Raw genomic sequence first — 23,361 nt, 5'->3', positions numbered from 1 at the left:
TTGCAGGCTTTGCTGATACGCTCATACTTTAAGTTTCATTCTTGAGCACACCATGACCGTTTACGTGATTGACGACCACCCGCTGATGCGCGATGCCCTCACCATGTTGGTTCAGCGGGTTCGCCCCGGTTTGAAGGTGGTGTCCGTTCACAAACTCAGCAGTTTGGAGTCCACGGTTGAACGCCAAGGCGAGCCAGAGTTGTTCTGTCTCGATTTGAAACTGCCCGACACCTTGGGCTTGTCGGGCGTGCATGCTGTGAAGGCCAAATTTCCCAATGTGCCTTTGGTCATTGTGACCGGCTCGGAAGCCAGCGAGTGCGAAGCAGCTTGCTTAGAGGCAGGCGCCAATTTGTTTTTAGAAAAAGCCAGCCCACCCAACACCATCATCGAAGGTCTGCGCACTTTCTTGCCCACCCCTGAAGAAGCGGAGGCCGCTGCCAATGCCGCCGCTCCGACCAAGCTGTCAAAGCGTCAGAAGCAATTGATTTTGATGCTGGACCAAGGACTGAGCAACCGCGACATTGCCGACAAACTGGCCATCAGCGAGCACACTGTCAAGGTTCACTTTTGGCGTTTGTTCCGACGCTTGGGTGTAAACAGCCGCACGCAAGCTTTGTACTTTGCGCGCACCAACGGCTGGCTCGGTATTTAATCTTTTTTCTTCTTGTTGACGATGTCGGGGGTGACAGCGTCAAGCACATTGATCACCGTTTTACCGGTGTAAATGACGGTCGAGGCCACCACATCGGCCACAGCAACCACAGCACATCCCTGCAGTAACAGGCAGGTCATCAGAGCGGCGCAAGCAGTTGCAAATTTCATGACAAAGATCTCTTGAGGTACGACACCCTGAGGGTGACTGAAATGGTTGGGCGTAATTTTACGGGGCTCAGTGACGTACAGGTGAGTCACCCGGATCGGCTTCGTGAACTTGTTTGTAAAAACGCTTGGGCAAGTGCGTGGTGAGACGCTCAATGGCCAAGTCCATCATGTTGGGATGAATTTCATGCCCAATGTAGGGCAACACATCGGCCGTGACATCGGCCTCAATGGCCACCAAGTGCTCAGCCGCACTGACCGCGTAGCCGTAATGAATCACGTTGTCTGATTTGCCGTGGAACAAATGGTAGGTGACGGTTTCTGGCGCATGCGTTGGCAAAGTGACAAATCGACTGCCAAAGCCCATCACGCGACCGCACAATTGAGGCTCTTGCAAACTGGCGGCCAAGGACATGATGCCGCCTTGAGAGAAGCCAACCAAAGCTGTGGCTTCATGGCTTACACCTGCGCGTTGTTGCCATGCGCGAATGAGTGATACAAAACCAAGCATGGCATCGTTCACCCGTTGAGGGCGGTTTTCTTCGGTCACACCTTGAAGCGGAAACCACTGCCAACCAAAACCAGCCTCTGCAGGGTCAGTGGCCTGCACGCACACCACACAGGCTTGCGGAAATTCATCTGCAAATCGTTTGGCCAAAGGCTGCATGTCTTGTGCGTCTGCGCCATAACCATGGAACAGCAAGAACAGTTGCGCAGCTTGCGCGGGGGCTTGAACGACGATGTCTTGAGTCATGCCCCTATTTTGCCTGATCAGCTCTCAACAAAGATGCGTGCCTTGCGAGGTGTGAGAACCAAAGTTTCGCCTTCTTTGTATTGCTGCTCGGCAAACAAGTGCGCAGACAGTTGGGCTTCAATGACGGTGTCTTTGGCAAATTCATGATGGTCCACGGGCTCAAACTCTAAGCGCGCAATGGGGCCTACCACGATGGCGCGGGTCAGCTTGGCTTTGATGCCTGCATCGCCATTGCTGTAGCGCTTGACTTCAATGTCATGAGGGCGCACATAGGCAAACGCTTTGCTGTCTTGCACGTACTGATGCTCGGGGCTGTTGAGGCTGACAGCGTTGTCGCCGCCTATCAGCATTTCACCTTCGTGGGCGCGACCATGGAACAAGTTAACATCACCCAAAAAGCCATACACAAAGGGGCTGGCAGGATGGTCCCACACTTGTTGGGGGGAGCCAATTTGCTCTACGCGGCCGCTGTTCATGAGCACCACTCGATCGGCCACTTCCAAAGCCTCTTCTTGGTCGTGCGTTACAAAAATACTGGTGACATGCAAATCGTCGTGCAAGCGGCGCAACCAACGGCGCAATTCTTTGCGCACCTTGGCATCCAGCGCACCAAAGGGTTCGTCGAGCAACAACACCTTGGGTTCTACGGCCAAAGCACGTGCCAACGCAATCCGTTGCCGCTGACCACCCGAGAGTTGTGAAGGGTAACGATCAGCCAACCAATCGAGTTGCACCAAGCCCAGCAAGTCGTGCACCTTTTGTTTGATGACGGCTTCTGACGGACGCACACTGCGCGGCTTCATGCGCAGGCCAAAGGCCACGTTTTCAAACACGGTCATGTGGCGGAACAAGGCGTAGTGCTGGAACACAAAGCCCACTTGGCGCTCGCGCACATGCACGTGCGTGGTGTCTTCACCGCTGAAAGCAATGCTGCCCGTGTCAGCTGTTTCTAAACCAGCAATGATGCGCAGCAAGGTTGTTTTGCCGCAACCTGAAGGTCCCAACAAAGCGACCAACTCGCCAGAGTCAATGTCGAGGCTGACATCACGCAGTGCGTGAAAATCGCCAAACTGTTTGTGAACGTTTCTGATTTCGATGCTCATGGGGATACTTTCTTTCAGCCTTCAAGCTGCTTTCACTGAGGCGCCCACAGGCGCTGCATTGGCGTTTTCTGGCGGTAAATCGCGAATGGCTTTCATCTCGCGTTCGTGGCGCCACTCGGCCACCGACTTGATCACCAAGGTGACCAGCGCCAGCAGGGCCAACAAAGACGCCACCGCAAAGGCCGCCACCGATTGGTATTCGTTGTACAAAATTTCAACATGCAAAGGCATGGTGTTGGTCTGCCCACGAATGTGACCCGACACCACCGACACTGCACCAAACTCGCCCATAGCGCGCGCGTTGCACAAAATGACGCCGTAGATCAAACCCCACTTGATGTTGGGCAAGGTGACATACCAAAAGGTTTGCCAGCCTGTGGCACCCAACACAATGGCCGCCTGCTCTTCTTCGTTGCCTTGCGCTTGCATGAGCGGAATCAACTCGCGCGCAATGAAAGGGAACGTGACAAACACCGTTGCCAACACAATGCCAGGCACAGCAAAAATAATTTTGACATCGTGTTCTTGCAGCCAAGGACCGAACCAGCCTTGTGCGCCAAACATCAGCACGTACACCAAGCCTGCCACCACTGGGGACACTGAGAATGGCAAGTCCACCAAGGTGGTGAGAACAGATTTACCTTTGAACTCGTACTTGGCAATGCACCATGCTGCGGCAATGCCAAACACCAAATTGAGAGGCACGGCAATCAAAGCTGTGATGAGCGTGAGGCGAATGGCAGACCAGGCATCGGGTTCTTTGAGCGCTTCCCAATACGCATCAAAGCCTTTGCGCAGTGCTTCAGCAAAGACTGCAGCCAGTGGCAATACCAAAAACAAAAACAAGAAGATCAGCGTGATGCCAATGAGGGTGTAGCGCACCCACGCAGACTCTGTGGTGCCGGCTTCTGCGCGGCGAATGAGATTCGTGCTCATGCAGGCGCTCCTGTGTGACGGCGCTGCCAAGCTTGCAAGCCATTGATGATCAGTAGCAAGATGAACGAGATGACCAACATCACAGTGGCCACTGCAGTGGCACCCGCGTAGTCGTATTGCTCCAACTTGCCAATGATGATGAGGGGTGTGATTTCAGAAATCATGGGCATGTTGCCCGCAATGAAAATGACCGAGCCATACTCGCCCATGCCCCGTGCAAAGGCCATGGCAAAACCTGTAAGCAATGCCGGCGCAATGGAAGGAAAAATGACCTTGCTGAAAGTTTGCCAACGCGAGGCCCCTAAGCAAGTGGCCGCTTCTTCCAATTCTTTTTCAGCATCTTCAAGTACGGGCTGCACAGTGCGCACCACAAACGGCAAGCCAATGAAAATGAGTGCAATCACAATGCCGTTGGGGTTGAAGGCCAACTGAATGCCCATGGGTTCCAGATACTGCCCCACCCAACCATTGCCTGCCAGTAAAGCGGTCAGTGAAATACCTGCCACCGCAGTGGGCAAAGCAAATGGCAAATCGACCAAGGCGTCGACCACTTTCTTGCCAAAGAACTGATAGCGCACCAACACCCACGCCACCAACAAACCAAACACCACATTGACCAATGCCGCGATCAAAGAGGCTCCAAAGGTGAGGCGATAAGACGCCATCACGCGAGGGCCTGTGACGGCTGCCCAAAACTGATCCCACGTGAGTGTGAACGTTTTGAACACCAGGGCCGACAAAGGAATGAGCACAATCAAGCAAAGGTACATCAAGGTGTACCCCAAGGTGATGTTGAAACCGGGCAAAACCCGGGCCGGCGCTCTGCGCTTAGCAGGCGCCGCCGCAGCGGAACGAGACAGCATGAATTACTTAACGGTGTACAGCTTGTCGAACTGACCGCCATCGTTGAAGTGCACTTTTTGTGCTTCAGCGAAAGAGCCAAACACTTCGTTCACGGTGAACAACTGCAAAGGCTTGAAGGTCTTGCTGTATTTTTTCAAGATGGCGGGATTGGTGGGGCGCAAGGCATGCTTAGCGGCAATCTCTTGCGCTTCATCGGAGTAGAGGTAGTTCAAATAGGCCTTGGCCAAATCGCCAGTGCCTTTCTTTGCAACGGTACGCTCCACCACAGCGACTGGGTTTTCAGCCACGATGCTGATGGAAGGGTGCACCGCATCTACTTTGCCAGCGCCAAACTCGTTGTCGACAGAGATGACCTCGGACTCAAAAGTCACGAGCACATCGCCAATATTGCGTTGCAAGAAGATGGTGGTGGCATCACGACCACCTTTGGCCAACACAGGCACGTTTTTGTAGAGCTTAGCCACGAAAGCTGCAGCATCGGCTTCGCTGCCACCCTTTTTACGCACATAGCCCCAGGCTGCCAAATAAGCCATGCGGCCATTGCCACCTGTTTTGGGGTTGACCACAATCACCTGAATACCAGGCTTGATCAAATCGTCCCAGTCTTTGATGTTCTTGGGATTGCCATTGCGTGTGAGAAACAACATGGTGGAGCTGGTGGGCGATGCCGCGTGTGGAAAACGCTTGTTCCAATCGGCAGCCACAATGCCTTTACCGGCCAAAAAGTCGATGTCGGTGGTGGTGTTCATGGTGACCACGTCGGCGTCCAAACCGTCATTCACCGCGCGAGCTTGTGCACTGGAACCGCCATGGGCCTGGTCAATCTTGACATCTTTGCCAGTGGTCTTTTTGTAATTGGCAATGAAGGCGGCGTTGTAGTCTTTGTAAAACTCGCGGGCCACGTCATAAGAGGCATTCAGCAAAGTTTGGGCTGATACGTTGAGGCCAGAGATGGCCAGCAAGGTGGCGGCGGCAATGGTTTTGATCTTGTTCATGGTGGGTCTCAAATGAGTAAGGGTGTGATTGTCCAAGTCCATCCTCAAAACTCAAACGAATCATTTGTTGTTTGTTTATACGCTTAAGGCATATAATGCCCAATTGAGCGGCTAAAGTCTTCGCAGCAAAGCAACTCCTTGGTAAGTAGCCCCTTACTTCTTCAGATAAATCTGATCAAAGCTGCCACCGTCGGCAAAGTGATCTTTGTCGGCTTTCTCCCAACCGCCAAAGGCTTGCTCAATGGTGAACAAAGGAATCTTGGGCAATTGCTTTGAATACTTCGCTTGTGCCTTGGCAGAAATGGGGCGGTAAAAGTTTTTGCCAGCAATGTCTTGACCTTCATCGGTATAGAGGTACTGCAAGTAGGCTTCCGCCGCAGCGCGTGTGCCTTTGCGGTCAACTGTTTTGTCGACCACCGTCACGGGCGGCTCCGCCAAGATGCTGATGGAAGGATAGACCACGTCCACTTTGCTGCTGAATTCTTTTTCCAACAAGTACGCTTCGTTTTCCCACGAGAGGAACACATCGCCTTGGTTGCGTTGTGCAAAGGTGACGGAAGAACCACGCGCACCAGTGTCCAACACGGGTACGTTTTTGTAGAGCTTCTGCACAAACTCTTTGGCCTTGGCTTCGCTGCCGTATTTGCGCTTGGCAAATTCCCATGCAGCCAAATAGTTCCAGCGAGCGCCACCCGAAGTTTTAGGGTTAGGCGTGATCACGCTGATGCCTGGCTTGATCAAGTCATCCCAATCTTTGATGCCTTTGGGATTGCCTTCACGCACAACCAACACAATGGTCGAGGTATAGGGTGATGAGTTGTGGGGCAAGCGCTTTTGCCAATCAGCGGGAATCAACTTGGCTTGTTTGTTCAAAGCGTCAATGTCGCCCGCCAAGGCCAAGGTGACCACATCGGCATCAATGCCGTCGATCACGGAGCGGGCTTGTTTGCCTGAACCGCCATGTGACTGCTTGATGGTGACATCTTGGCCGGTTTTCACTTTCCAGTGTTTGGCAAACGCAGCGTTGAACTCGACATACAACTCACGGGTGGGGTCGTAGGAGACGTTCAACAAGCTGACAGCTTGGGCAGAAGCCAAGGTGGAGACACCCGCACTGGCCAAGATCAATGCGCTGAAAAGGCGGCTAATGAATCGAAGATTTGTTTTCATGGAAGACCTCAGAAATACATCTAAAAAATAAGATGAATGAATTCTGAAAGTCTTTTCTTAAAACCGAAACTACTTATTTATCAGTTGTTAATTACCAGATAACATATAACTTTCAAAAGGCAAGCAGATGCATGGCCTATTCTCAAGGATGTGGCATATGATGCATATCATTGGTATATATCAAATTAACCATGCAACGGAGCCAACATGGACACTGCCAAAATATTTCAAACGGGTCGCAGTCAGGCTGTTCGCCTTCCAAAGGAATACCGATTCAACGCCAAAGAAGTTGTTATCAAACGTGTGGGTGAAGGCGTTTTATTGATGCCGATCGAAGATCCCTGGGTCACGATTGAAGCAGCATTGAACGCTTTCGAATCAGGCTTCAAAATTGAGCGGCAACAACCCGAACATCAAATTCGCCCTGAGGTTTTATTGTGATTTTGCTAGACACAAACACGTGCATCTACATCATCAACAATCGCCCCCCAAACGTACTCGAAAGATTCAGCAAGTACAAAGCTGGCGAAGTCGGTATTAGCAGTATTGCCGCTTCAGAATTAGCTTATGGCGTCGCCAAATCAGGTTCTGTCAAGAATCGAAAAGCGCTTGACCTGTTTTTGGCGCCATTGCAGGTCCTTCCGTTTGACAGTCAGTGTCTCTGGTTCTATGCAGATCTCAGAGCCTCATTGGAAAAACAAGGCTTGACCATTGGCGCAATGGACACCTTGATCGCAGCACATGCACTGAGCATTGACGGCACATTGGTGACCAACAACTTAAAAGAGTTTGCACGCGTACCCAAACTCAAACTTGAAAACTGGTTTGAGGCGATTTAAAAAAACTGTTCAAGCTACCAAGGCCACAGACTTCACTTGCGCCCACACTGGCTGGCCCACCTGCAAGCTGAGTTCGTCCACCGCACGCTTTGTGACGCGCGCCAATACCTCTTCGGCACCACACTTCAAAACCACCATCACCTGAGAAGGATGCACATCGGGCGTGATGCTTTGAATGTGGCCACGCAGTTGGTTTTGAATGCTGGTGTTTTGCGGCTCGGTGGTGGCCAAACTGACGTCACGCGCCAAGATGCGAATGCGCACAGCTTTACCAACAGGCAACCCTGCATCGCGCATCCAAACGCAACCGCCCTCGAAATCGACACGCGACAAATGCCACTGTGTATCCACTGCGCCGATGCATCCTTCAATCAGCGCGCCAGCATCTTCACCCACAACCACTGGATTGACGACCTGGGTGAGGACCGATCCCACAGGACCTTGCGCTTTGACTTGCCCTTGATCCAACACCACCAAATGATCGGCCAAGCGAGTGACTTCTTCTGTTGAATGCGTGACATACAACATGGGCATCTTGAGTTCATCACGCAGCTTTGTCAGCCAAGGAAAAATCTCTTGCCGACGCGCAGCGTCCAATGACGCCAAGGGCTCGTCCATCAACAGCAATTTCGGCTTCATCGCGATGGCTCTGGCAATGGCCACGCGTTGACGCTCACCACCTGAAAGCTGATCGGGCATGCGCTGCAACAAACTGCCAATGCCCAAGAGTTCAATAGAGGCTTTCAGCGCCATGGCTGCATCTGACTGCGCGTTGCCTGAGGACTTCACTGCGCGTTTCAAACCGAAATTCAAGTTGTCTGTCACGTTGAGGTGTGGCAACAAACTTGATTCTTGAAACACATAGCCCAAGGGGCGTTGCCAGGTTGGCAAGTCGATGCCTTGCTGCGTGTCTTGCCAAACTTGCGAACCGATTTGAATGCGACCCACTTGATTCTTTTCCAAGCCAGCCACCGCACGAAGCAATGTTGTTTTACCTGAGCCAGAAGGACCAAAAATAGCGGTAATGCCCAACCCAGGCAATTGCAGGTCGAGGTTCATCTCAAAAACTGGACGACTCATCTTGATCTTGAGATGCAGGTTGCTCATACCACCTGCCTTTGACGTCGGTTCATCAAAGCCAAAGCCAAGAGCACCAAAAACGAAAAGACCAACATGCCCGCTGCCAACACATGCGCTTGTGCATAGTCCATGGCCTCCACATGCCCATAAATTTCTGTCGACACCACACGTGTCTTGCCAGGAATGTTGCCGCCAATCATCAACACCACACCAAACTCTCCCACGGTGTGGGCAAAGCTCAAAATAGCAGCTGTCAACATGCCGGGTTTGGCCATGGGCAATGCCACGGAGAAGAAAGCATCCAATGGACTGGCGCGCAAAGTGGCCGCAACTTCCATCGGCCTGGGTCCTATGGCGTCAAAAGCGTGCTGCAAAGGCTGCACGGCAAAAGGCAATGAAAACAAGATGGAACCGATCAACAGACCAGTGAAGGTGAACGAAAGCACACCCCAACCCATGGCCTGCGTGAATTGCCCCAAGGGTGCTTGAGGTCCCATCGCAATCAGCAAATAAAAACCCAGAACGGACGGCGGCAAAACCAAGGGCAAAGTGACCAGCGCATGAATGGGTGCTCGCCACGCAGATTGCGTTTGCGACAACCACCAAGCCAATGGCGTCGCCAAAACCAACAACAACACCGTGGTTGATGTGGCCAGTGCCAAGGTCAATTGAATGGCTTGCCAAGATTCGGGTGACAAATTCATGCGTGCAAGTTTACGACGAAGTCCCTAAGCCCTTGGATGTGAGAAATTTTGCATCTGTTGGATATAACCGACACCACAAATTCCTGAGGGCGCTATCTTTGCGCCTCATGAAAAAAATTTGGGACATTTCCCCACCCATTGATGCAAGCAGCCCGGTCTTTCCGGGCGACACGCCTTTCCATTTGAAATGGTCTGCCCAAATTGCGGCAGATTGCCCTGTCAACGTCAGCGCCATTACCTTGTCACCCCACGTGGGCGCACACGCCGATGCGCCTTTGCACTACGACCCTGAAGGCGCAGCCATTGGCCAAGTCGATTTACAGACCTTCATAGGGCCTTGCAGAGTGATTCACGCCATTGGCGTTGGGCCGCTGATCACGATGCAGCATTTATCTCATCAACTGGGCAATGCCCCCGATCGAATTGTGGTGAGAACTTACACAACATTTCCGACACACCAATTTGACAAGCAGCTCACGGCATTCGCACCCGAGACGCTGCATGCCTTGGCAGACCTCGGTGTGAAACTGATTGGCATCGACAGCGCCAGCATCGATCCAGCCGACAGCAAGACGTTGGACAGCCACCAAGTGATCCGACAGCGCAACATGCGTGTCTTGGAAAACTTGCAACTCGATCACATCGAACAAGGCGACTACGAATTGATCGCCCTGCCCCTGAAACTCATGAGCGCAGACGCAAGTCCCGTTCGCGCCATCCTTCGAGAACTTTGAACATGACCACCCACTCTTTAGCCGAATGCCAAGCTCTGGACCAACAAGACCCCTTGCGCTCATTGCGTGAATTGTTTCAACTGCCCGAAGGCGTGATTTACTTGGATGGCAACTCATTGGGCGTATTACCCAAAGCAACGCCTTCGCGCGTTGCACAAGCGGTGGCGCAAGAATGGGGCACCGATCTGATCAAAAGTTGGAACACAGCCGGTTGGTTTCAATTGCCACTCCAAGTAGGCAACAAAATTGCCAAACTCATTGGCGCCAAAGACGATGAAGTAGTGGCGGCAGACAGCACCTCCATCAATTTGTTCAAAGTGCTGAGTGCGGCCTTGTCGATTGCCAAAGCCGACCACCCCCAAAAGAACATCGTTCTGAGTGAGCGCACCAACTTTCCAACCGACCTCTACATTGCAGAAGCCTTGTGCAAAGAGCGCGGCTACCAACTCAAACTGGTAGAAGCCGAAGAACTACACAGCGCACTTCAACACGACGTGGCCGTGCTGATGTTGACGCATGTGAACTACCGCACTGGCGCCATGCTGAACATGAAAGACATGACCGCTGCTGCACACGCGGTAGGTGCATTAAGCGTTTGGGATTTGGCACACAGCGCAGGTGCAGTACCTGTTGATTTGAATGGTGCCCATGCCGACTTTGCTGTGGGCTGCGGCTACAAATACCTCAACGGCGGCCCCGGTGCACCCGCATTTGTTTGGGTCAACCCCAAACACACCGATCGTTTTTGGCAACCGCTCACGGGCTGGTGGGGTCACGCAGCCCCTTTTGAATTCACGCCAGATTACCAACCCGCTGCAGGCATCACACGATATCAATGCGGCACGCAGCCCATCTTGAGCTTGACCGCACTCGATACAGGTTTGGATGCTTTTTTAGAAGCAGAAAAACTGGGGGGCATGAAAGCGCTGCGCCAAAAATCCTTGGCCCTCACTGGCCTGTTCATGCAATTGGTACAAAACCAATTGCAAGGCCATGGCTTTGGCATTGCAACACCAGCGCAAGATGACCTGCGCGGCTCTCAAGTGAGCTTGACGCGCAACGAAGGCGCCTATGCCATTGTGCAAGCGCTGATTGCGCGCGGCGTCATTGGCGACTTCCGTGCGGGCGATGGCCAACATCACCCCGACATTCTACGATTTGGCCTCACACCTTTGTATGTAGGCTTTGCCGATGTGTGGCATGCCGTGCGGCATATCAAAGAAGTGATGGACACCCAGGAATGGCAACAAGCGCGCTTTTCGCAAAAGAACGCCGTCACCTGAACTAGAAAGAACGCACCATGTCTGGATGCCCCTTTAGCCAAGGCGCCTCTGCGCCAATGACCTCTGCAGAATCAGCAGACGAAGTCAGCACCGCACAAATTGTGCAAGACGAGAAAGCGCAATTGGATTTCAGCCAATCCATGAGCTACGGCGACTACCTGCAACTTGACGCCATCTTGAATGCACAAAAACCGCTGTCGCCCGATCACAATGAAATGCTGTTCATCGTGCAACACCAAACCAGCGAGTTGTGGATGAAGCTGATGCTGCACGAACTTCAAGCAGCCATTCATCACATTCAACAAGACGATCTGCCAGATGCTTTCAAAATGTTGGCCCGTGTCTCGCAAATTATGGCGCAACTGGTGCATGCATGGGATGTGTTGGCCACCATGACGCCGCCAGAGTACAGCGCCATCCGGCCTTACTTAGCGCAATCGAGTGGCTTTCAAAGTTGGCAGTACCGTTGCATTGAATTTTCAATGGGCAACAAAAATGCGGCCATGTTGATGCCCCATTCACACCGACCCGATTTGCATGCCATTGTTGAAAAAGCCTACACCGCGCCTTCGCTCTACGACGTGTGTTTGAAACTCTTGGAAAAACGTGGCTTGGCGGTACCGACCTCTCATTTAGAAAGAGACTGGCGCCAGCCTTATGCCGCCAACGCCCAAGTCGAAGAGGCTTGGCTGATTGTTTATAGAAATCACAAGCAACACTGGGACCTTTACCAACTGGGTGAAGAACTGGCCGATTTGGAAGACGCTTTCCGGCTTTGGCGCTTCAGGCATCTGACCACGGTGGAGCGCGTGATCGGCTTCAAACGAGGCACCGGCGGCACGGGTGGCGTCAGCTACCTTCGCAAGATGTTGGATGTGGTGCTATTCCCCGAAATTTGGTCCCTCAGAACCAGCCTTTAAAGCCTTGAAAATGAGGTTTTCATGATGTAATTCGGGAACTTTTTTCCTATTCGGAGTTCCCATGCTGCGTTCCCCTCGTTTGGGTCGATTCCCCTTCGTTTTGTCTTTAATAGCCAGCCTGTGCATTGCCAGCACTTTGGTGGCTTGCAAAAAACCTGATGGCAATGCCGACAAAGCCGCCGAGAGCGTGGCACTGAGTTTGGGCTCTGAAGACATCTTGCAATTGGGTACCGCTGACCACGGCACAGGTCCTGTCATCTCTGGCTCACTGCAACCCGAATTGCGCGCTGATTTGAGAGCAGAAGTGAGCGCCACCGTGGTCAAGGTTCACAAAGAAAATGGCGAACCTGTTCGCAAAGGCGATTTGCTGGTCTCCTTGGACAGCAGCGTTTTGCGTGACAACCTCAGCTCTGCCGAAGAATCTTTGCGTGCTGCCGCCCAATCTTTGGACGGCGCTGAACGCCAATACCAACGCATGAAATCCCTGCAGGCCCAAGGCATGGTGTCCATGCAAGGCTTGGAAGAGTCAGAGATCAAGCGCAACGCCGCGCAAAGCGAGCACGTGGCCAGCAAAGCACGTGTGGCGGCTGCCAAACAACAAATTGAGCGCACCGAAGTTCGCGCACCTTTTACAGGCGTCGTGAGCGCACGCAAAGCATCAGCAGGTGACACTGCGCAAATTGGCAAAGAACTGATTCAAGTGATAGACCCCAGCAGCATGCGTTTTGAAGGCCAAGTGTCAGCCGATCAAATGGGTGTACTCAAAGTGGGTCAACGTGTGAATTTCCGCATCAACGGCGTGGCCCAAAATGGCGATCAATTGGCCAGCCGCGGCATCGTCAAACGCATTGATGGCGCTGCCAACCCCATCACACGACAAGTGTCGGTGATTGTGGAAATCAACAGCAAAGACCGCCCGCCGGTGGTGGGTCTTTATGCAGAAGGTGTGGTGGAAACACTCACCAAACCCGCCGTGATGATTTCAGAAAGCAGTTTGCGCCGCGAAGGTGACAAAGTGTTTGCTTGGATCTTGGATGGCAACAAAATTGTGAAACGAGCCATTCAATTGGGTGATCGTGACACGCGCCTGGGCCAGTGGGTGGTGACTTCAGGCTTGACCGCTGGCGACAAAGTCTTGCGCAACAACGGCAGCTCTTTGAAAGACGGCCAAGTCTTTACGTTGCGCGCCGACACAGCTGTCAAAGTGGGCCCATAAACCATGTTTTTGTCCAACTTCAGCGTTAAGAAGCCGGTCGTCACGATCGTCATATTGCTCATGCTCATGGCCGTCGGGCTCATGGCATTGAAAAAACTCAAAGTCAATCAAATCCCAGATGTTGACATGCCCTTGCTGGTGATCGACATCAACTACCCAGGCGCATCACCCGACACGGTGGAACGAGAAGTTCTGAACCGTGTGGAAAAGGCCTTGCAATCGGTCAATGGCATCAAAGACCTGCGCGGCACGGCCAATGAAGGCAATGCCAACATGCTGGTGTTCTTTGAATTCAAAAAGAACATGGTGGAAGCCACCGATGAAGTGCGCAACGCCATCGGCAAAGTGCGTTACAAATTGCCCACCGAAATTCGGGAACCGGTCATCTTGCGCATCGACCCTGCTGCGCAGCCCATCATGCAATTGGCTTTGTCTACTTCAAGCCAAAGCCACGCTGAAATTTCCCGTATTGTGGAAGATCAAATTGCAGACAAGTTTCGCGGTATTCCAGGCGTTGCCCAAGTCAATGTGAATGGCGCTCTCAAGCGCGAATTGAGCGTTTTGCTGCATGCCCAAAAACTGCGCGAAGTGAATTTATCTGTGACTGAAGTGGTCAACGCCCTTCGCTCACAAAATGCCGCTGCGCCAGTCGGCAAAATTCGCGGCGCAATGGAAGACCAAAGCATTCGACTGCTGGGACGCATTGAAACGCCTGTTGAGTTCAATCAAATTGTGATCAAACGCAGTGGCAATGAACTCATTCGTTTGGGTCAAGTGGCCACCGTCAGCGATGGTTTTGCAGAACTGACCACCTTGAGCATGCGAAGTGGCAAGCCCAATGTGGGCATGGCCATTACGCGTTCGCGCGATGCATCCACGGTCAGCGTTGCCAATGAAATCCGAAAATTGGTCGCAGAAGTCAACAAGACCCTGCCAGAAGGAACAAAACTTGAAATCACCCAAGACGGTGGTGTTGAAGCACAAAACAGCCTGAACAACGTGGTGGACGCATTGATTTTTGGTGCAGGCCTCACCATCTTCGTGGTGTACGTGTTCTTAAATTCATGGCGTTCTACACTAATTACCGCCTTGTCTTTGCCCACGTCCGTCATCACAGCCTTCATTGCGGTTTGGCTCTGCGGGTTCACACTCAATTTCATGAGTTTGTTGGGCTTGTCCTTGGCCATCGGGGTCTTGATTGACGATGCCATTGTGGTGCGAGAAAACATTGTGCGGCACATGGAACGCGGCTCAGACCGACGCACTGCAGCTTTGAACGGCACCGCTGAGATTGGCATGGCAGTGGCAGGCACCACCTTTTCTATTGTGGCTGTGTTCATTCCGGTGGGTTTCATGCCAGGTGTTTCGGGAGAATGGTTCAGACCTTTCGGTCTCACTGTGGTCGCCTCGGTGTTGGTCAGTTTGTTGATTTCATTCACCCTCGATCCCATGTTGTCAGCTTATTGGGGTGACCCACCTGGTGAACACCTCAAGCCTAAAACCGGCATCAGCTTGAAATTGAAACAATTCAACGAATGGTTCGACCATCAAGCAGACCGTTATGGCAATGTCATTGCCTGGGCTCTGCACCACCGCCGTTGGATGATTGCCTTTGCCGTCGTCAGTTTCTTTGGCGCCATCTTTTTGCAAGTGCAATTTGGGGGCTCTAGCTTCTTACCGAAGACAGATGGCAAAACATTGGCCATTGATGTGCGCTCGCCTGCCAGCAGCAATTTGGAATACTCCCGCATCAAGCTTGAAGCTGCCGCCATCATGGCGCGCACCATGCCTGAGACCAAGGCCACCAACAGCTATGTGAATCCAACTGGCGGTCGCATTTATGTCGACATCGGCAAGAGCACAGAACGCAAACGCACAGCGCAAGAAATTGCCATTGAGTTGCGCAAGCGCACTTCGCAATTGGTAGGGGCTGAGTACACCGTGCTCGACGACCTTTCCAATGGCGCAGCCAAGCCCGTTCAAATTCGTTTCAGCGGTACCGATTCGCGCAAGCTGTTGGCCATCACCAGTGATTTCATGGAGAAATTGCGTCAAGTGCCGGGGGCGGTTGATGTGGGTTTGTCACAGCAAGACCCACAGAACGAATTGCAAATTGAATTGGACCGAGGTTTGGCCAATTCACTGGGCATTTCTGTCACAGATGCCGCCAATGCATTGCGCGTCGCGTTTGCTGGCATTGAAGTCGGCGACTGGGTAGACCCCACCGGCGAGTCACGTGATGTGGCCATTCGCTTGGCCCCAGAAGATCGCATGAGTGTGTCCAACATTGAACGCCTGCCCATCACGGTCAGCGGCATGAACACCGTGGTGCCCTTGGCGCAAATTGCCAAAGTGTCCATGGGCAAAGCACCTTCCAAAATTGAACACTCCGATGGCAAACGCACGATTGGCGTGTCAGCCAATGCCCAAGGTCGTTCATCGGGTGAGGTCACTGCCGATGCATTGAAGATTGCAAAAAGCATCAACTTCCCAGAAGGCTACGGCATTGAACTGGATGGTGCATCCAAAGACCAGAAAGAAGTCTTCGCAGAAATGGGCATTGCGCTGATCTCTGGCATCGGTCTGATGTACTTCATCTTGGTCATGCAGTTCAGCTCCTTCACTGCACCCTTGGCAGTGATGTTCTCGCTGCCGCTGTCGCTGATTGGTGTGGTCTTGGCTTTGTTGATCACCGGCGGCACACTCAATCTGATGAGCCTGATTGGTGTGATCATGTTGATGGGCTTGGTGGCCAAAAATGCCATTTTGTTGCTCGATGCTGCACGCACCTTAGAGGCTGAAGGCGTCGACCGTGAAGAAGCACTCATGACTGCTGGTCGCAAACGTTTGCGTCCCATCATCATGACCACCTTTGCTTTGATTGCAGGCATGTTGCCTGTGGCCATTGGCATTGGCGAAGGCAGTGAGTTTTACCGACCCATGGCGACGGCCATCATTGGCGGCACCATCACATCCACCATTCTGACCTTACTCATCATCCCCAGCTTCTACGACAGCATTGAGCTGACGCGTGAGGCGTGGGGTCGTCGGTTTCAAGCGCTGGGCAAACGCTTCAAGTTCTAAAACAACAACGCTGCATCATCGTCCGTTTAGACGGTGATGTACGTTGAATCTTTCACCTCTTCCATCACGACGTAACTGTGCGATTGTGAAGGCACCGGAATTTGATTCAAGATGTTGCTGAGCAAATCTCGGTATTGCGTCATGGCACTCAAACGTGCCTTTACCAAGTAATCAAAACTTCCCGACACCAAGTGACACTCCATCACTTCCGGCATATTGGCAATTTGATTTCGCACCTTGTCAAACACCTCGCCCGATTTGGTGGTGAGCGTGATTTCAACAAAGACCAACAAGGGCTTTTCGAGTGCCTTGGGTTCTATGCGGGCGTGATAGCCCTTGATAACGCCTTGTCGTTCCATGCGTTTAACCCGCTCTGCACAAGGCGAAGTTGACAGGCCAATTTGCTCCCCCAGTTCCGTCATGGAAATTCTTCCCTGGCGTTGCAAGATGTCGAGGATTTTTCGGTCGATTCGGTCTAACTCAGTCATTTTTTTTGCTTCGAGTGAAAGTTGAAGTTATATTTAATCAATTTACCTCAATAACCCAATTAATTCAGCAAAATTAACTGCTAAAACCTCCATAAACTTCGTTTTCATTGAGCAAAACAGGGGAAAACTCATGAAAACCATCGTTTTGGGAAGTGGCGTCATCGGTATCACCACGGCTTATTACTTGGCTCGCGCTGGCGTGGACGTCACGGTGATTGACCGCCAGCCCCAAGCAGCGGAAGAAACCAGTTTTGCCAATGCAGGACAAATCTCTCCAGGGTATGCCACGCCTTGGGCAGCACCTGGTATGCCACTTAAAGCCATGAAATGGTTGTTTGAAAAACATGCCCCTTTGGCCATCCGTCCCGATGGCACGTTCTATCAAGCACAGTGGATGATGCAAATGCTGCGCAACTGCACAGCCGCGCGTTACAACGTTAACAAAGAGCGCATGATGCGTTTGTCTGAATACAGCCGTGACTGCCTGCGCCAACTGCGCGCAGAGACTGGCATTGCTTACGAGCATCGCACAGGCGGCACACTTCAAGTGTTTCGCAAGCAAGCGCAACTCGATGCGGTGTCGCGCGACATCGAAGTGCTGAAAGAATGCAATGTTCCATATGAACTACTTGATCGTGAAGGCATGCTGAAAGTAGAACCTGGCTTGCGACAAGCATGCGAGCCACACGTAGGCAGATTATTGGGTGGTTTGCGTTTGCCTAATGACGAGACCGGTGATTGCCGTTTGTTCACCTTGCAGTTGGCTGAAATGGCAAAAACCTTGGGCGTCAAATTTCGCTACGGTGAAACGGTAGAGCGCATCCTGTCTGATGACCATTCCATTCAAGGTATATTGTTAGCGGGACCCGACAAAGAGCTCTTGCAAGCCGACCAATATGTGTTGGCGCTTGGCAGCTACAGCCGTCAAATGATTCAAAGCTTGCAAATCAACATTCCCGTGTACCCTGTCAAAGGTTACTCACTCACCATTCCTTTGATGGATGAAACCTTGGCACCTGTGTCAACGGTTCTAGACGAGACCTACAAAATCGCCATCACACGCTTCGACCAACGCATTCGCGTGGGCGGCATGGCAGAGCTCAGTGGATTCGACTTAAGTTTGAATCCCAAACGCCTTGCCACCTTAGAGATGGTGGCCCATGACTTATTTCCAGGAGGTGACTTGGCCCAGGCGCAGTTTTGGACGGGCCTGCGACCCATGACCCCCGATGGCACACCCATCGTGGGCGGCACTTCATTGCGTAACTTGTTTTTGAATACTGGCCATGGCACTTTGGGATGGACCATGTCGTGTGGCTCTGGCCAGTTCTTGACCGATGTGATGTTGGGTCGTCAACCCAAAATTAGCACGGAAGGCTTGAGCCTTGCGCGCTACTCAAAAACAAGGCCTGCGATCACTTACCCCGAAAAACCGGTTTGCGTCTTTCAGCAAACGCAGCACGTCCTTCCGCAAAGTCTTCACTGAGGCTGGTGCGATCGACGCGGGCGCGCAATGTGGCCTCTTGGGCAACACCTGTGGTGATTTCGTTGATGGATTTTTTGGTTTCTTCGGTGGCCAATGGCGCCAGTGAGATGATGTCTTGTGTGAGTTCGTTCAAGGCAGCCTGCCATTCTGTGGCTTGAACAAAATCTTCAAACAAACCCAACTTTTCAAGTTGCTGCCAGGTAAAAGGACGCGCAGTGAGGAAGGCACGCTGGGTGGCTGCTAGACCCATGCGCTGAATGTAGCGCGCCAAACCACTTGGGTAGTAATGCAAGCCAATGGCCGTGGCGGGCATGCGCCATTCAATGCCCTGCAAGCCGATGCGCAGATCGCAAGCCAACACAATGTCTGTGGCGCCGCCATACACACTGCCATTCAAAGCGCAAAGGGTGATGGGGCGTAGCACCGCCAAAGCCTCGGGGACTCTTTCAAATGAACTTGCCCCCTGCCCCTTTTCATCAAAACCGCCAATGTCGTAGCCTGCACAAAATACAGGTTTGGGTTGACCTTGGGTATTGGCCGTGATCACCACCACACGTACGGCAGGGTCGTCATTGACTTGTTGAAAATGGGCCAACAAAGTTTGCAAGTCTTCATTTTCAAGACGATTGCGTTGCGCAGGCCTGTTCAGCGTGATGGTGGCAATGCCATCTGCTATGTGAAGAACAGGTGAGCTGGGTGAAGTGGCTAATTGCGACATAAGCTGATGATTTGTTTGGTGCAAATTCTAGATGCCTTTAAGCTCTGGGCGATAATCAAGCCTTGCATCACCGTCCTCTGTGGGCGCTTGCCCCTCTAGGATCTTTCGATGAAAAAAAACTTCCCCCTGCAAATTGAAGGCAAAAACCCCGACCGCGTGTTGGAAGCTGTGAAGCACGAGATTCGCAAGTACTTCAAACGCGAGCGCAACCGTGCATTGCCCAAGGGCGTTGACTTCTGGGACTTTGACTGCAAAGTGGGGCTCACAGCCGAAACGGCCGAAGCGGTCAAAGTGAGCGCCGTGATTGAAAGCTTGGACGCATTGGCCAAAGAAGGTGCTGCATCGGTTTATGTCGAAATTTTGAGCAAGCACGGTGTGCGTGTGATCAACCCTGACAACGATCCCGTGATCATTGAGCGCTTAGCTGAAGATTGAACATCCCCATCGCCCAGATGGTCTGAACTGGTTCTCAAACCAAAATTTGATAATTCTGAGCTTTTGCAATCGGACGCAATGCCCGATCACTTTTTTCCATTTTGACCAAACCATAGCCCGACATTGTTTTCAGGGTTCGAGATAGATTGCCCTGCTTTCGGCCAGTCAATTCGGCAAGTTCTGTGATGGATGCTGGTTTTGCTGTGCGGATGACATCAAGCAATGCCCGGTTCTCATCACTTAGTACTTGCGCCAATGAGTGCATGGATGTGAACCAAATTTTAGGATCTGAGGGTTTTGGCTTCAATTCACCTTTTGCGATTGCCAGCACGCGTGCACGAATCTTTTCCTGAGATGCAATGCCGATTTTGATTATTTTCATTTTTTCTTAACCTCATTTAACACGCGGTCTGCCTCTTCAAAAAAATCGCTGATCAGCTTAAAAATACTTGTGAATGCATAAGGCACCCCTTGGTCTGCAGCGAAACGATGGCGGTGATCAAACGGGTATCTTTTTGCTTCGAATAGCTTTGTCTTCACCTTGGGCGCATGCGCATTGTCGTAACCCATCAAACGCTTGCCATTTGGGGCATGCAATGTCAGAGCGTATCGAACGCCATGCGGCACATCTTGGGTGATGAGAACCTGCCGCGCTTGAATCTTGATCCAATAGCCATCTTCTTGGTCTAAGACCATGTTGTTCATGTCAAGCAGAAGTTGAAGACTGTTACTGGAACTTGTCAAAGTATATCACCCGTTGATATTTATAACTTCGATGTTGAAGTTACAGCAAACCTGGCGATTCTCTGACTCAGAAGCTTTGATTTACAAAGTCAGTTTATAAGTACTGATGTCCACAGTGACACACATCAACTTGCATTTTGACGCTGGTTTTGCCAGCCAATGAAAAGCCCAGCGCCAATGACGATGGCGCAACCCAAGAGCATGGGTGCAAAGACGCACAAGCCGGCGGCACCAAACATCATCAAAACTTGGCCGACAGGAACGTGCTTGGTGACTGTTTTGAGAAACGCATCCTCAATGGAAAAGCCCGCCATGGAGGCAATCATCCAAGCAATGCCAATGAAATTTTCTTTTCGAATGTGATTTAAATTAGCCATGCAGGCGGATCCACATGGCCGTTTGATAAAACGCAAAACTGATCAACCAGGCAACGCACAAAGGCCATGCAACCGACAGCGCCGTGAACGCCCAGCTCTTGGTTTCATGGCGAATGGTGGCAATGGTGGACACGCAGGGCGTGTAGATCAAAGCAAACAGCATGAAGCTGTAGGCACTGATCCAATCCATGTTGTGAACAATGGCGTCGATCAAGGCCTGTCCTTCATGACCATAGATCACGGCCAGCGCCCCAATCACCACTTCTTTGGCCACAAAGCCAAAGACCAAGGCGAGGGTCAGTTGCTCATTGATGCCCAGTGGCTGAAGCAATGGTGCCATCCAATGGCTCAACTGGCCCGCCCACGTTTCCAAACTTCCGGCAGTGGCGCCTTGCGGAAAATTGGTGAGCACCCAAATGAGCAACACGCCAAGCATGATGAAGCGTGTGGTTCTGCTCAAAAAATGTCTGACTTCTTGCCAACCCTTCAGCACCATTTGACGCAAGGTCGGCAAACGATAAGGTGGAATTTCCAAAACAAATGCGTCAACGTTGACGTACTGCTTTTTAAAGATAACCGAGGTGAGCATGGCCATCAAAATGCTCACCATGTACAAAGAGAACAACACCCACGGCGCTTGCTCGGTGGTGAACATGGCGGCGATGAACAACACAAACACCTGCAAGCGCGCCGAGCACAAAGAAAACGGAATGGTCAGCATGGTGAGGTAACGCAGGCCTTTGGAGCGAATCACCCTCGTGCCCAGCAAGGCCGGCACATTGCAACCAAAGCCCATCAGCAACATTACAAAGCTTCTACCGTCCATGCCAAATTTGGACATCAGGGCGTCCATCAGGAAGGCAGCGCGCGACAAATAGCCAGTGTCTTCAACAATGCCAAGGAACAAGAAAAACAAAATGATGAGCGGCACAAAACTGGCCACGGTGCTGATGCCGTTGTACAAACCGTCCAACAGCAAGCCTTGTGCCATGGCAGGCAATCCACTGAGCAGAGGCTCTAGCGCTTCGGTTCGCAAGCTTGTGAACAGCCAACTCAGACCGTCTTGCAGAGGCTTGCCGATGGCAAACACCCCTTCAAACAGCAACAACATCACTGCAAAAAAGATCGGTAAACCCAGCCAAGGATGAAGCAACACTTTGTCGATGCGTTCGGTCAACTGATGTGAGGCCTGGGCTGGCACCATCACGCCGGCTTGGAAAGCCAGCTCTACGCTTGAAGGTGTCAACGCCTGCGGCGCCTCAGCCTTCAAGCCTTCTCGCATCAGTTTCTGAAGTTGCTCTGTGCCCTGCCCGTATTTGGCAGACAGCAAACAAATGGGCAAGCCTAAGTTTTGACTCAGCACTTCGGGCTTGATGGTGATGCCCAATGCGCTGGCCTCATCGGCCATGTTCATCACCATCACCACAGGGATGCCTTGCGCTGTGACTTGCGACAACAAGTTCATTTGACGGTCCACTTGTGACGCGTTCATCATGAACAAGATGAGATCGGGCTTTTGCGTTTGCAAATAAGTGGTGACCACTTTTTCGTCTTCTGAGTAGCCGCTTAAATCGTAAATGCCAGGCAGATCAATGAGCTGCGCCATTTGATCGCCCACCATCAAGCGCGCTGACAGCAAAGACACCGTGAGGCCCGGCCAGTTGCCCACTTTGGCATGCGCGCCTGTCAGGCGATTGAGCAAGGTGGACTTGCCCGTGTTGGGCATGCCAATCAAGACGATTTTTTTCATGGTGTTGCCATCAGGTCAAGCATGGGCACGACCACAATTCTCTTGGCTTCGATGCGTCGCATGATCACTTCCGTGGTGCCCACCCTCACATGAATCGGGCCACCCAAGCTGGCCTTGCGCAGGACCTGAACGACGCACCCTTCGCGCAAACCCAATGCCGCCATGCGCTGAAGCAATTCAGCTTCCGCCTGAATGTCCGTGATCCTGCCCTGCTCGCCGACCTGAAAATGGTCGAGCGCAAAAGCATCTTCCCCCATCGAAGGGGTCTGAAAACTTGAGGCGTTGGAAGACACTAGCTTTACAAATGAGAATTATTCTTATTTAGATTCTAATGCATCTGCGCCGCAGCTTGAACGTGGTCGACTACAAAGCTTGAGCTATCTCAAGAAAATAGCGAGCCCATTGCCTTGGGCTGTCAGATTGGGTGGCTTTTGGCCAAGTCAGGGGAAGGCCGATGTTGGCGATCAGTGCAAATTGCGCTTGCCTGATTCATTGCTCAGGGCGTCCAACACAAACATGGGAATGTCCACGTCAAATTTTTCGCCATCTTCGGCCACGCAGAAATAGCTACCGTGCATGGTGCCAGTGGGTGTGCGCAAACGTGTGCCACTGGTGTACTGAAACTTTTCGCCAGGTTGCAGCAAAGGTTGGTAGCCCACCACACCCAAGCCCTTGATTTTCTCGTGGAGGCCATTGGCATCGTTGACGCTCCAAGACCTTGAGATGACCTGCGCCGCAATGTCACCCGTGTTGAGGATGGTGATGCTGTAGGCAAATGTGTACAGATCTCCCGCAGGATCGGATTGTTCAGGCAGATACTGAGGGACAACTTCAACTTGGAGTTTGTAATTTGGCATGGTGT

Annotated in this window: 27 protein-coding genes; 10 read left to right on the top strand and 17 right to left on the bottom strand. The window is 52.1% G+C overall.

What is annotated here, in order from left to right; genetic code table 11:
• Window positions 1-52 precede the first annotated feature (52 nt).
• Complete coding sequence (locus L103DPR2_RS04390) at window positions 53-652, top strand: response regulator transcription factor (protein ID WP_055359921.1); 600 nt, start codon at window positions 53-55, stop codon at window positions 650-652.
• Here L103DPR2_RS04390 and L103DPR2_RS14360 read toward each other — a convergent pair.
• The 7 genes from L103DPR2_RS14360 to L103DPR2_RS04360 all read right to left on the bottom strand — a co-directional run bounded on the left by L103DPR2_RS14360 (window position 649) and on the right by L103DPR2_RS04360 (window position 6,641).
• Complete coding sequence (locus L103DPR2_RS14360) at window positions 649-822, bottom strand: hypothetical protein (protein WP_197274908.1); 174 nt, start codon at window positions 820-822, stop codon at window positions 649-651. The two genes, L103DPR2_RS04390 and L103DPR2_RS14360, sit on opposite strands and share 4 nt — an antisense overlap.
• Window positions 823-889: 67 nt before the next feature.
• On the bottom strand, window positions 890-1,573 hold the full coding sequence (gene ypfH, locus L103DPR2_RS04385; protein ID WP_055359920.1) for an esterase: 684 nt from the start codon (window positions 1,571-1,573) through the stop codon (window positions 890-892).
• A gap of 17 nt (window positions 1,574-1,590) precedes the next feature.
• Entirely contained in the window at window positions 1,591-2,676 is a 1,086-nt protein-coding gene (locus tag L103DPR2_RS04380) for a sulfate/molybdate ABC transporter ATP-binding protein (RefSeq protein ID WP_055359919.1), read from the bottom strand.
• A 21-nt stretch (window positions 2,677-2,697) separates the two neighbouring features.
• Window positions 2,698-3,612: a sulfate ABC transporter permease subunit CysW gene (cysW, locus tag L103DPR2_RS04375; protein WP_055359918.1), complete on the bottom strand. Its 915-nt coding sequence runs from the start codon at window positions 3,610-3,612 to the stop codon at window positions 2,698-2,700.
• A complete protein-coding gene (cysT, locus tag L103DPR2_RS04370) occupies window positions 3,609-4,475 on the bottom strand; it encodes a sulfate ABC transporter permease subunit CysT (protein ID WP_055359917.1) in 867 nt (288 codons plus the stop codon). The genes cysW and cysT overlap by 4 nt, the downstream gene beginning before the upstream one ends.
• A 3-nt stretch (window positions 4,476-4,478) precedes the next feature.
• A complete protein-coding gene (locus tag L103DPR2_RS04365) occupies window positions 4,479-5,471 on the bottom strand; it encodes a sulfate ABC transporter substrate-binding protein (RefSeq protein WP_082466854.1) in 993 nt (330 codons plus the stop codon).
• A 153-nt stretch (window positions 5,472-5,624) separates the two neighbouring features.
• Window positions 5,625-6,641, bottom strand: coding sequence for a sulfate ABC transporter substrate-binding protein (locus L103DPR2_RS04360; protein WP_055359916.1), 1,017 nt, complete (start codon window positions 6,639-6,641; stop codon window positions 5,625-5,627).
• Between the two features lie 207 nt (window positions 6,642-6,848).
• Here L103DPR2_RS04360 and L103DPR2_RS04355 point away from each other — a divergent pair, with 207 nt between their 5' ends.
• Both L103DPR2_RS04355 and vapC read left to right on the top strand, forming a co-directional pair.
• Window positions 6,849-7,082: an antitoxin gene (locus L103DPR2_RS04355; protein WP_055359915.1), complete on the top strand. Its 234-nt coding sequence runs from the start codon at window positions 6,849-6,851 to the stop codon at window positions 7,080-7,082.
• Window positions 7,079-7,480, top strand: a complete 402-nt coding sequence (gene vapC, locus L103DPR2_RS04350) for a type II toxin-antitoxin system tRNA(fMet)-specific endonuclease VapC (protein WP_231717681.1) — start codon at window positions 7,079-7,081, stop codon at window positions 7,478-7,480. Before L103DPR2_RS04355 ends, vapC begins: the two co-directional genes overlap by 4 nt.
• A 9-nt stretch (window positions 7,481-7,489) precedes the next feature.
• On the opposite strand, the gene modC is transcribed toward vapC, so the two are convergent.
• A complete protein-coding gene (gene modC / locus L103DPR2_RS04345) occupies window positions 7,490-8,560 on the bottom strand; it encodes a molybdenum ABC transporter ATP-binding protein (protein ID WP_231717680.1) in 1,071 nt (356 codons plus the stop codon).
• 23 nt (window positions 8,561-8,583) lie between these two features.
• Entirely contained in the window at window positions 8,584-9,264 is a 681-nt protein-coding gene (gene modB, locus L103DPR2_RS04340; protein ID WP_055359912.1) for a molybdate ABC transporter permease subunit, read from the bottom strand.
• Window positions 9,265-9,371: 107 nt separating this feature from the next.
• Here modB and kynB point away from each other — a divergent pair, with 107 nt between their 5' ends.
• The 5 genes from kynB (at window position 9,372) to L103DPR2_RS04315 (ending at window position 16,501) form a co-directional block, all read left to right on the top strand.
• Complete coding sequence (kynB, locus tag L103DPR2_RS04335; RefSeq protein ID WP_197274907.1) at window positions 9,372-9,998, top strand: arylformamidase; 627 nt, start codon at window positions 9,372-9,374, stop codon at window positions 9,996-9,998.
• Between the two features lie 2 nt (window positions 9,999-10,000).
• Complete coding sequence (kynU, locus tag L103DPR2_RS04330) at window positions 10,001-11,281, top strand: kynureninase (RefSeq protein WP_055359911.1); 1,281 nt, start codon at window positions 10,001-10,003, stop codon at window positions 11,279-11,281.
• Between the two features lie 56 nt (window positions 11,282-11,337).
• On the top strand, window positions 11,338-12,201 hold the full coding sequence (kynA, locus tag L103DPR2_RS04325) for a tryptophan 2,3-dioxygenase (RefSeq protein WP_156339937.1): 864 nt from the start codon (window positions 11,338-11,340) through the stop codon (window positions 12,199-12,201).
• Between the two features lie 61 nt (window positions 12,202-12,262).
• Entirely contained in the window at window positions 12,263-13,417 is a 1,155-nt protein-coding gene (locus tag L103DPR2_RS04320) for an efflux RND transporter periplasmic adaptor subunit (RefSeq protein WP_055359909.1), read from the top strand.
• Between the two features lie 3 nt (window positions 13,418-13,420).
• Window positions 13,421-16,501 (top strand): efflux RND transporter permease subunit, encoded by a 3,081-nt coding sequence (locus L103DPR2_RS04315; protein ID WP_082466711.1) that lies wholly within the window; start codon window positions 13,421-13,423, stop codon window positions 16,499-16,501.
• A 26-nt stretch (window positions 16,502-16,527) separates the two neighbouring features.
• Here L103DPR2_RS04315 and L103DPR2_RS04310 read toward each other — a convergent pair whose 3' ends face one another.
• Complete coding sequence (locus tag L103DPR2_RS04310) at window positions 16,528-16,989, bottom strand: winged helix-turn-helix transcriptional regulator (protein WP_055359908.1); 462 nt, start codon at window positions 16,987-16,989, stop codon at window positions 16,528-16,530.
• A 130-nt stretch (window positions 16,990-17,119) separates the two neighbouring features.
• On the opposite strand from L103DPR2_RS04310, the gene L103DPR2_RS04305 reads away from it, so the two are divergent.
• Window positions 17,120-18,475 (top strand): D-amino acid dehydrogenase, encoded by a 1,356-nt coding sequence (locus L103DPR2_RS04305; RefSeq protein WP_082466710.1) that lies wholly within the window; start codon window positions 17,120-17,122, stop codon window positions 18,473-18,475.
• On the opposite strand, the gene L103DPR2_RS04300 is transcribed toward L103DPR2_RS04305, so the two are convergent.
• The gene (locus tag L103DPR2_RS04300; protein WP_055359907.1) at window positions 18,405-19,193 is read right to left on the bottom strand and encodes an enoyl-CoA hydratase/isomerase family protein; all 789 of its coding nucleotides are present in this window, start codon (window positions 19,191-19,193) and stop codon (window positions 18,405-18,407) included. The genes L103DPR2_RS04305 and L103DPR2_RS04300 overlap by 71 nt on opposite strands.
• A gap of 108 nt (window positions 19,194-19,301) precedes the next feature.
• On the opposite strand from L103DPR2_RS04300, the gene L103DPR2_RS04295 reads away from it, so the two are divergent.
• Window positions 19,302-19,628: a DUF6172 family protein gene (locus tag L103DPR2_RS04295; protein WP_055359906.1), complete on the top strand. Its 327-nt coding sequence runs from the start codon at window positions 19,302-19,304 to the stop codon at window positions 19,626-19,628.
• A gap of 34 nt (window positions 19,629-19,662) precedes the next feature.
• Here the strand turns inward: L103DPR2_RS04295 and L103DPR2_RS04290 are convergent, their stop codons facing one another.
• The 6 genes from L103DPR2_RS04290 to apaG all read right to left on the bottom strand — a co-directional run bounded on the left by L103DPR2_RS04290 (window position 19,663) and on the right by apaG (window position 23,356).
• A complete protein-coding gene (locus L103DPR2_RS04290; RefSeq protein ID WP_055359905.1) occupies window positions 19,663-20,010 on the bottom strand; it encodes an HVO_A0114 family putative DNA-binding protein in 348 nt (115 codons plus the stop codon).
• Window positions 20,007-20,333: a toxin-antitoxin system TumE family protein gene (locus tag L103DPR2_RS04285; RefSeq protein ID WP_055359904.1), complete on the bottom strand. Its 327-nt coding sequence runs from the start codon at window positions 20,331-20,333 to the stop codon at window positions 20,007-20,009. Before L103DPR2_RS04285 ends, L103DPR2_RS04290 begins: the two co-directional genes overlap by 4 nt.
• Before the next feature lie 164 nt (window positions 20,334-20,497).
• Entirely contained in the window at window positions 20,498-20,749 is a 252-nt protein-coding gene (locus L103DPR2_RS04280) for a hypothetical protein (RefSeq protein ID WP_055359903.1), read from the bottom strand.
• Complete coding sequence (gene feoB / locus L103DPR2_RS04275) at window positions 20,742-22,499, bottom strand: ferrous iron transport protein B (protein ID WP_055359902.1); 1,758 nt, start codon at window positions 22,497-22,499, stop codon at window positions 20,742-20,744. The genes L103DPR2_RS04280 and feoB overlap by 8 nt, the downstream gene beginning before the upstream one ends.
• Complete coding sequence (locus L103DPR2_RS04270; RefSeq protein ID WP_082466709.1) at window positions 22,496-22,756, bottom strand: FeoA family protein; 261 nt, start codon at window positions 22,754-22,756, stop codon at window positions 22,496-22,498. The genes feoB and L103DPR2_RS04270 overlap by 4 nt, the downstream gene beginning before the upstream one ends.
• Before the next feature lie 207 nt (window positions 22,757-22,963).
• Window positions 22,964-23,356 carry a Co2+/Mg2+ efflux protein ApaG gene (gene apaG, locus L103DPR2_RS04265; RefSeq protein ID WP_055361842.1) on the bottom strand — a complete coding sequence of 131 codons (393 nt, stop codon included), beginning with the start codon at window positions 23,354-23,356 and terminating at the stop codon, window positions 22,964-22,966.
• Window positions 23,357-23,361: the final 5 nt, after the last annotated feature.

This window comes from Limnohabitans sp. 103DPR2 (assembly GCF_001412575.1).
In the GTDB taxonomy this organism is placed as follows: Bacteria; Pseudomonadota; Gammaproteobacteria; order Burkholderiales; family Burkholderiaceae_C; genus Limnohabitans_A.
The sequence above is the reverse complement of the archived record's forward strand: the minus strand, read 5'-3'. Positions and strand labels throughout refer to the sequence as shown.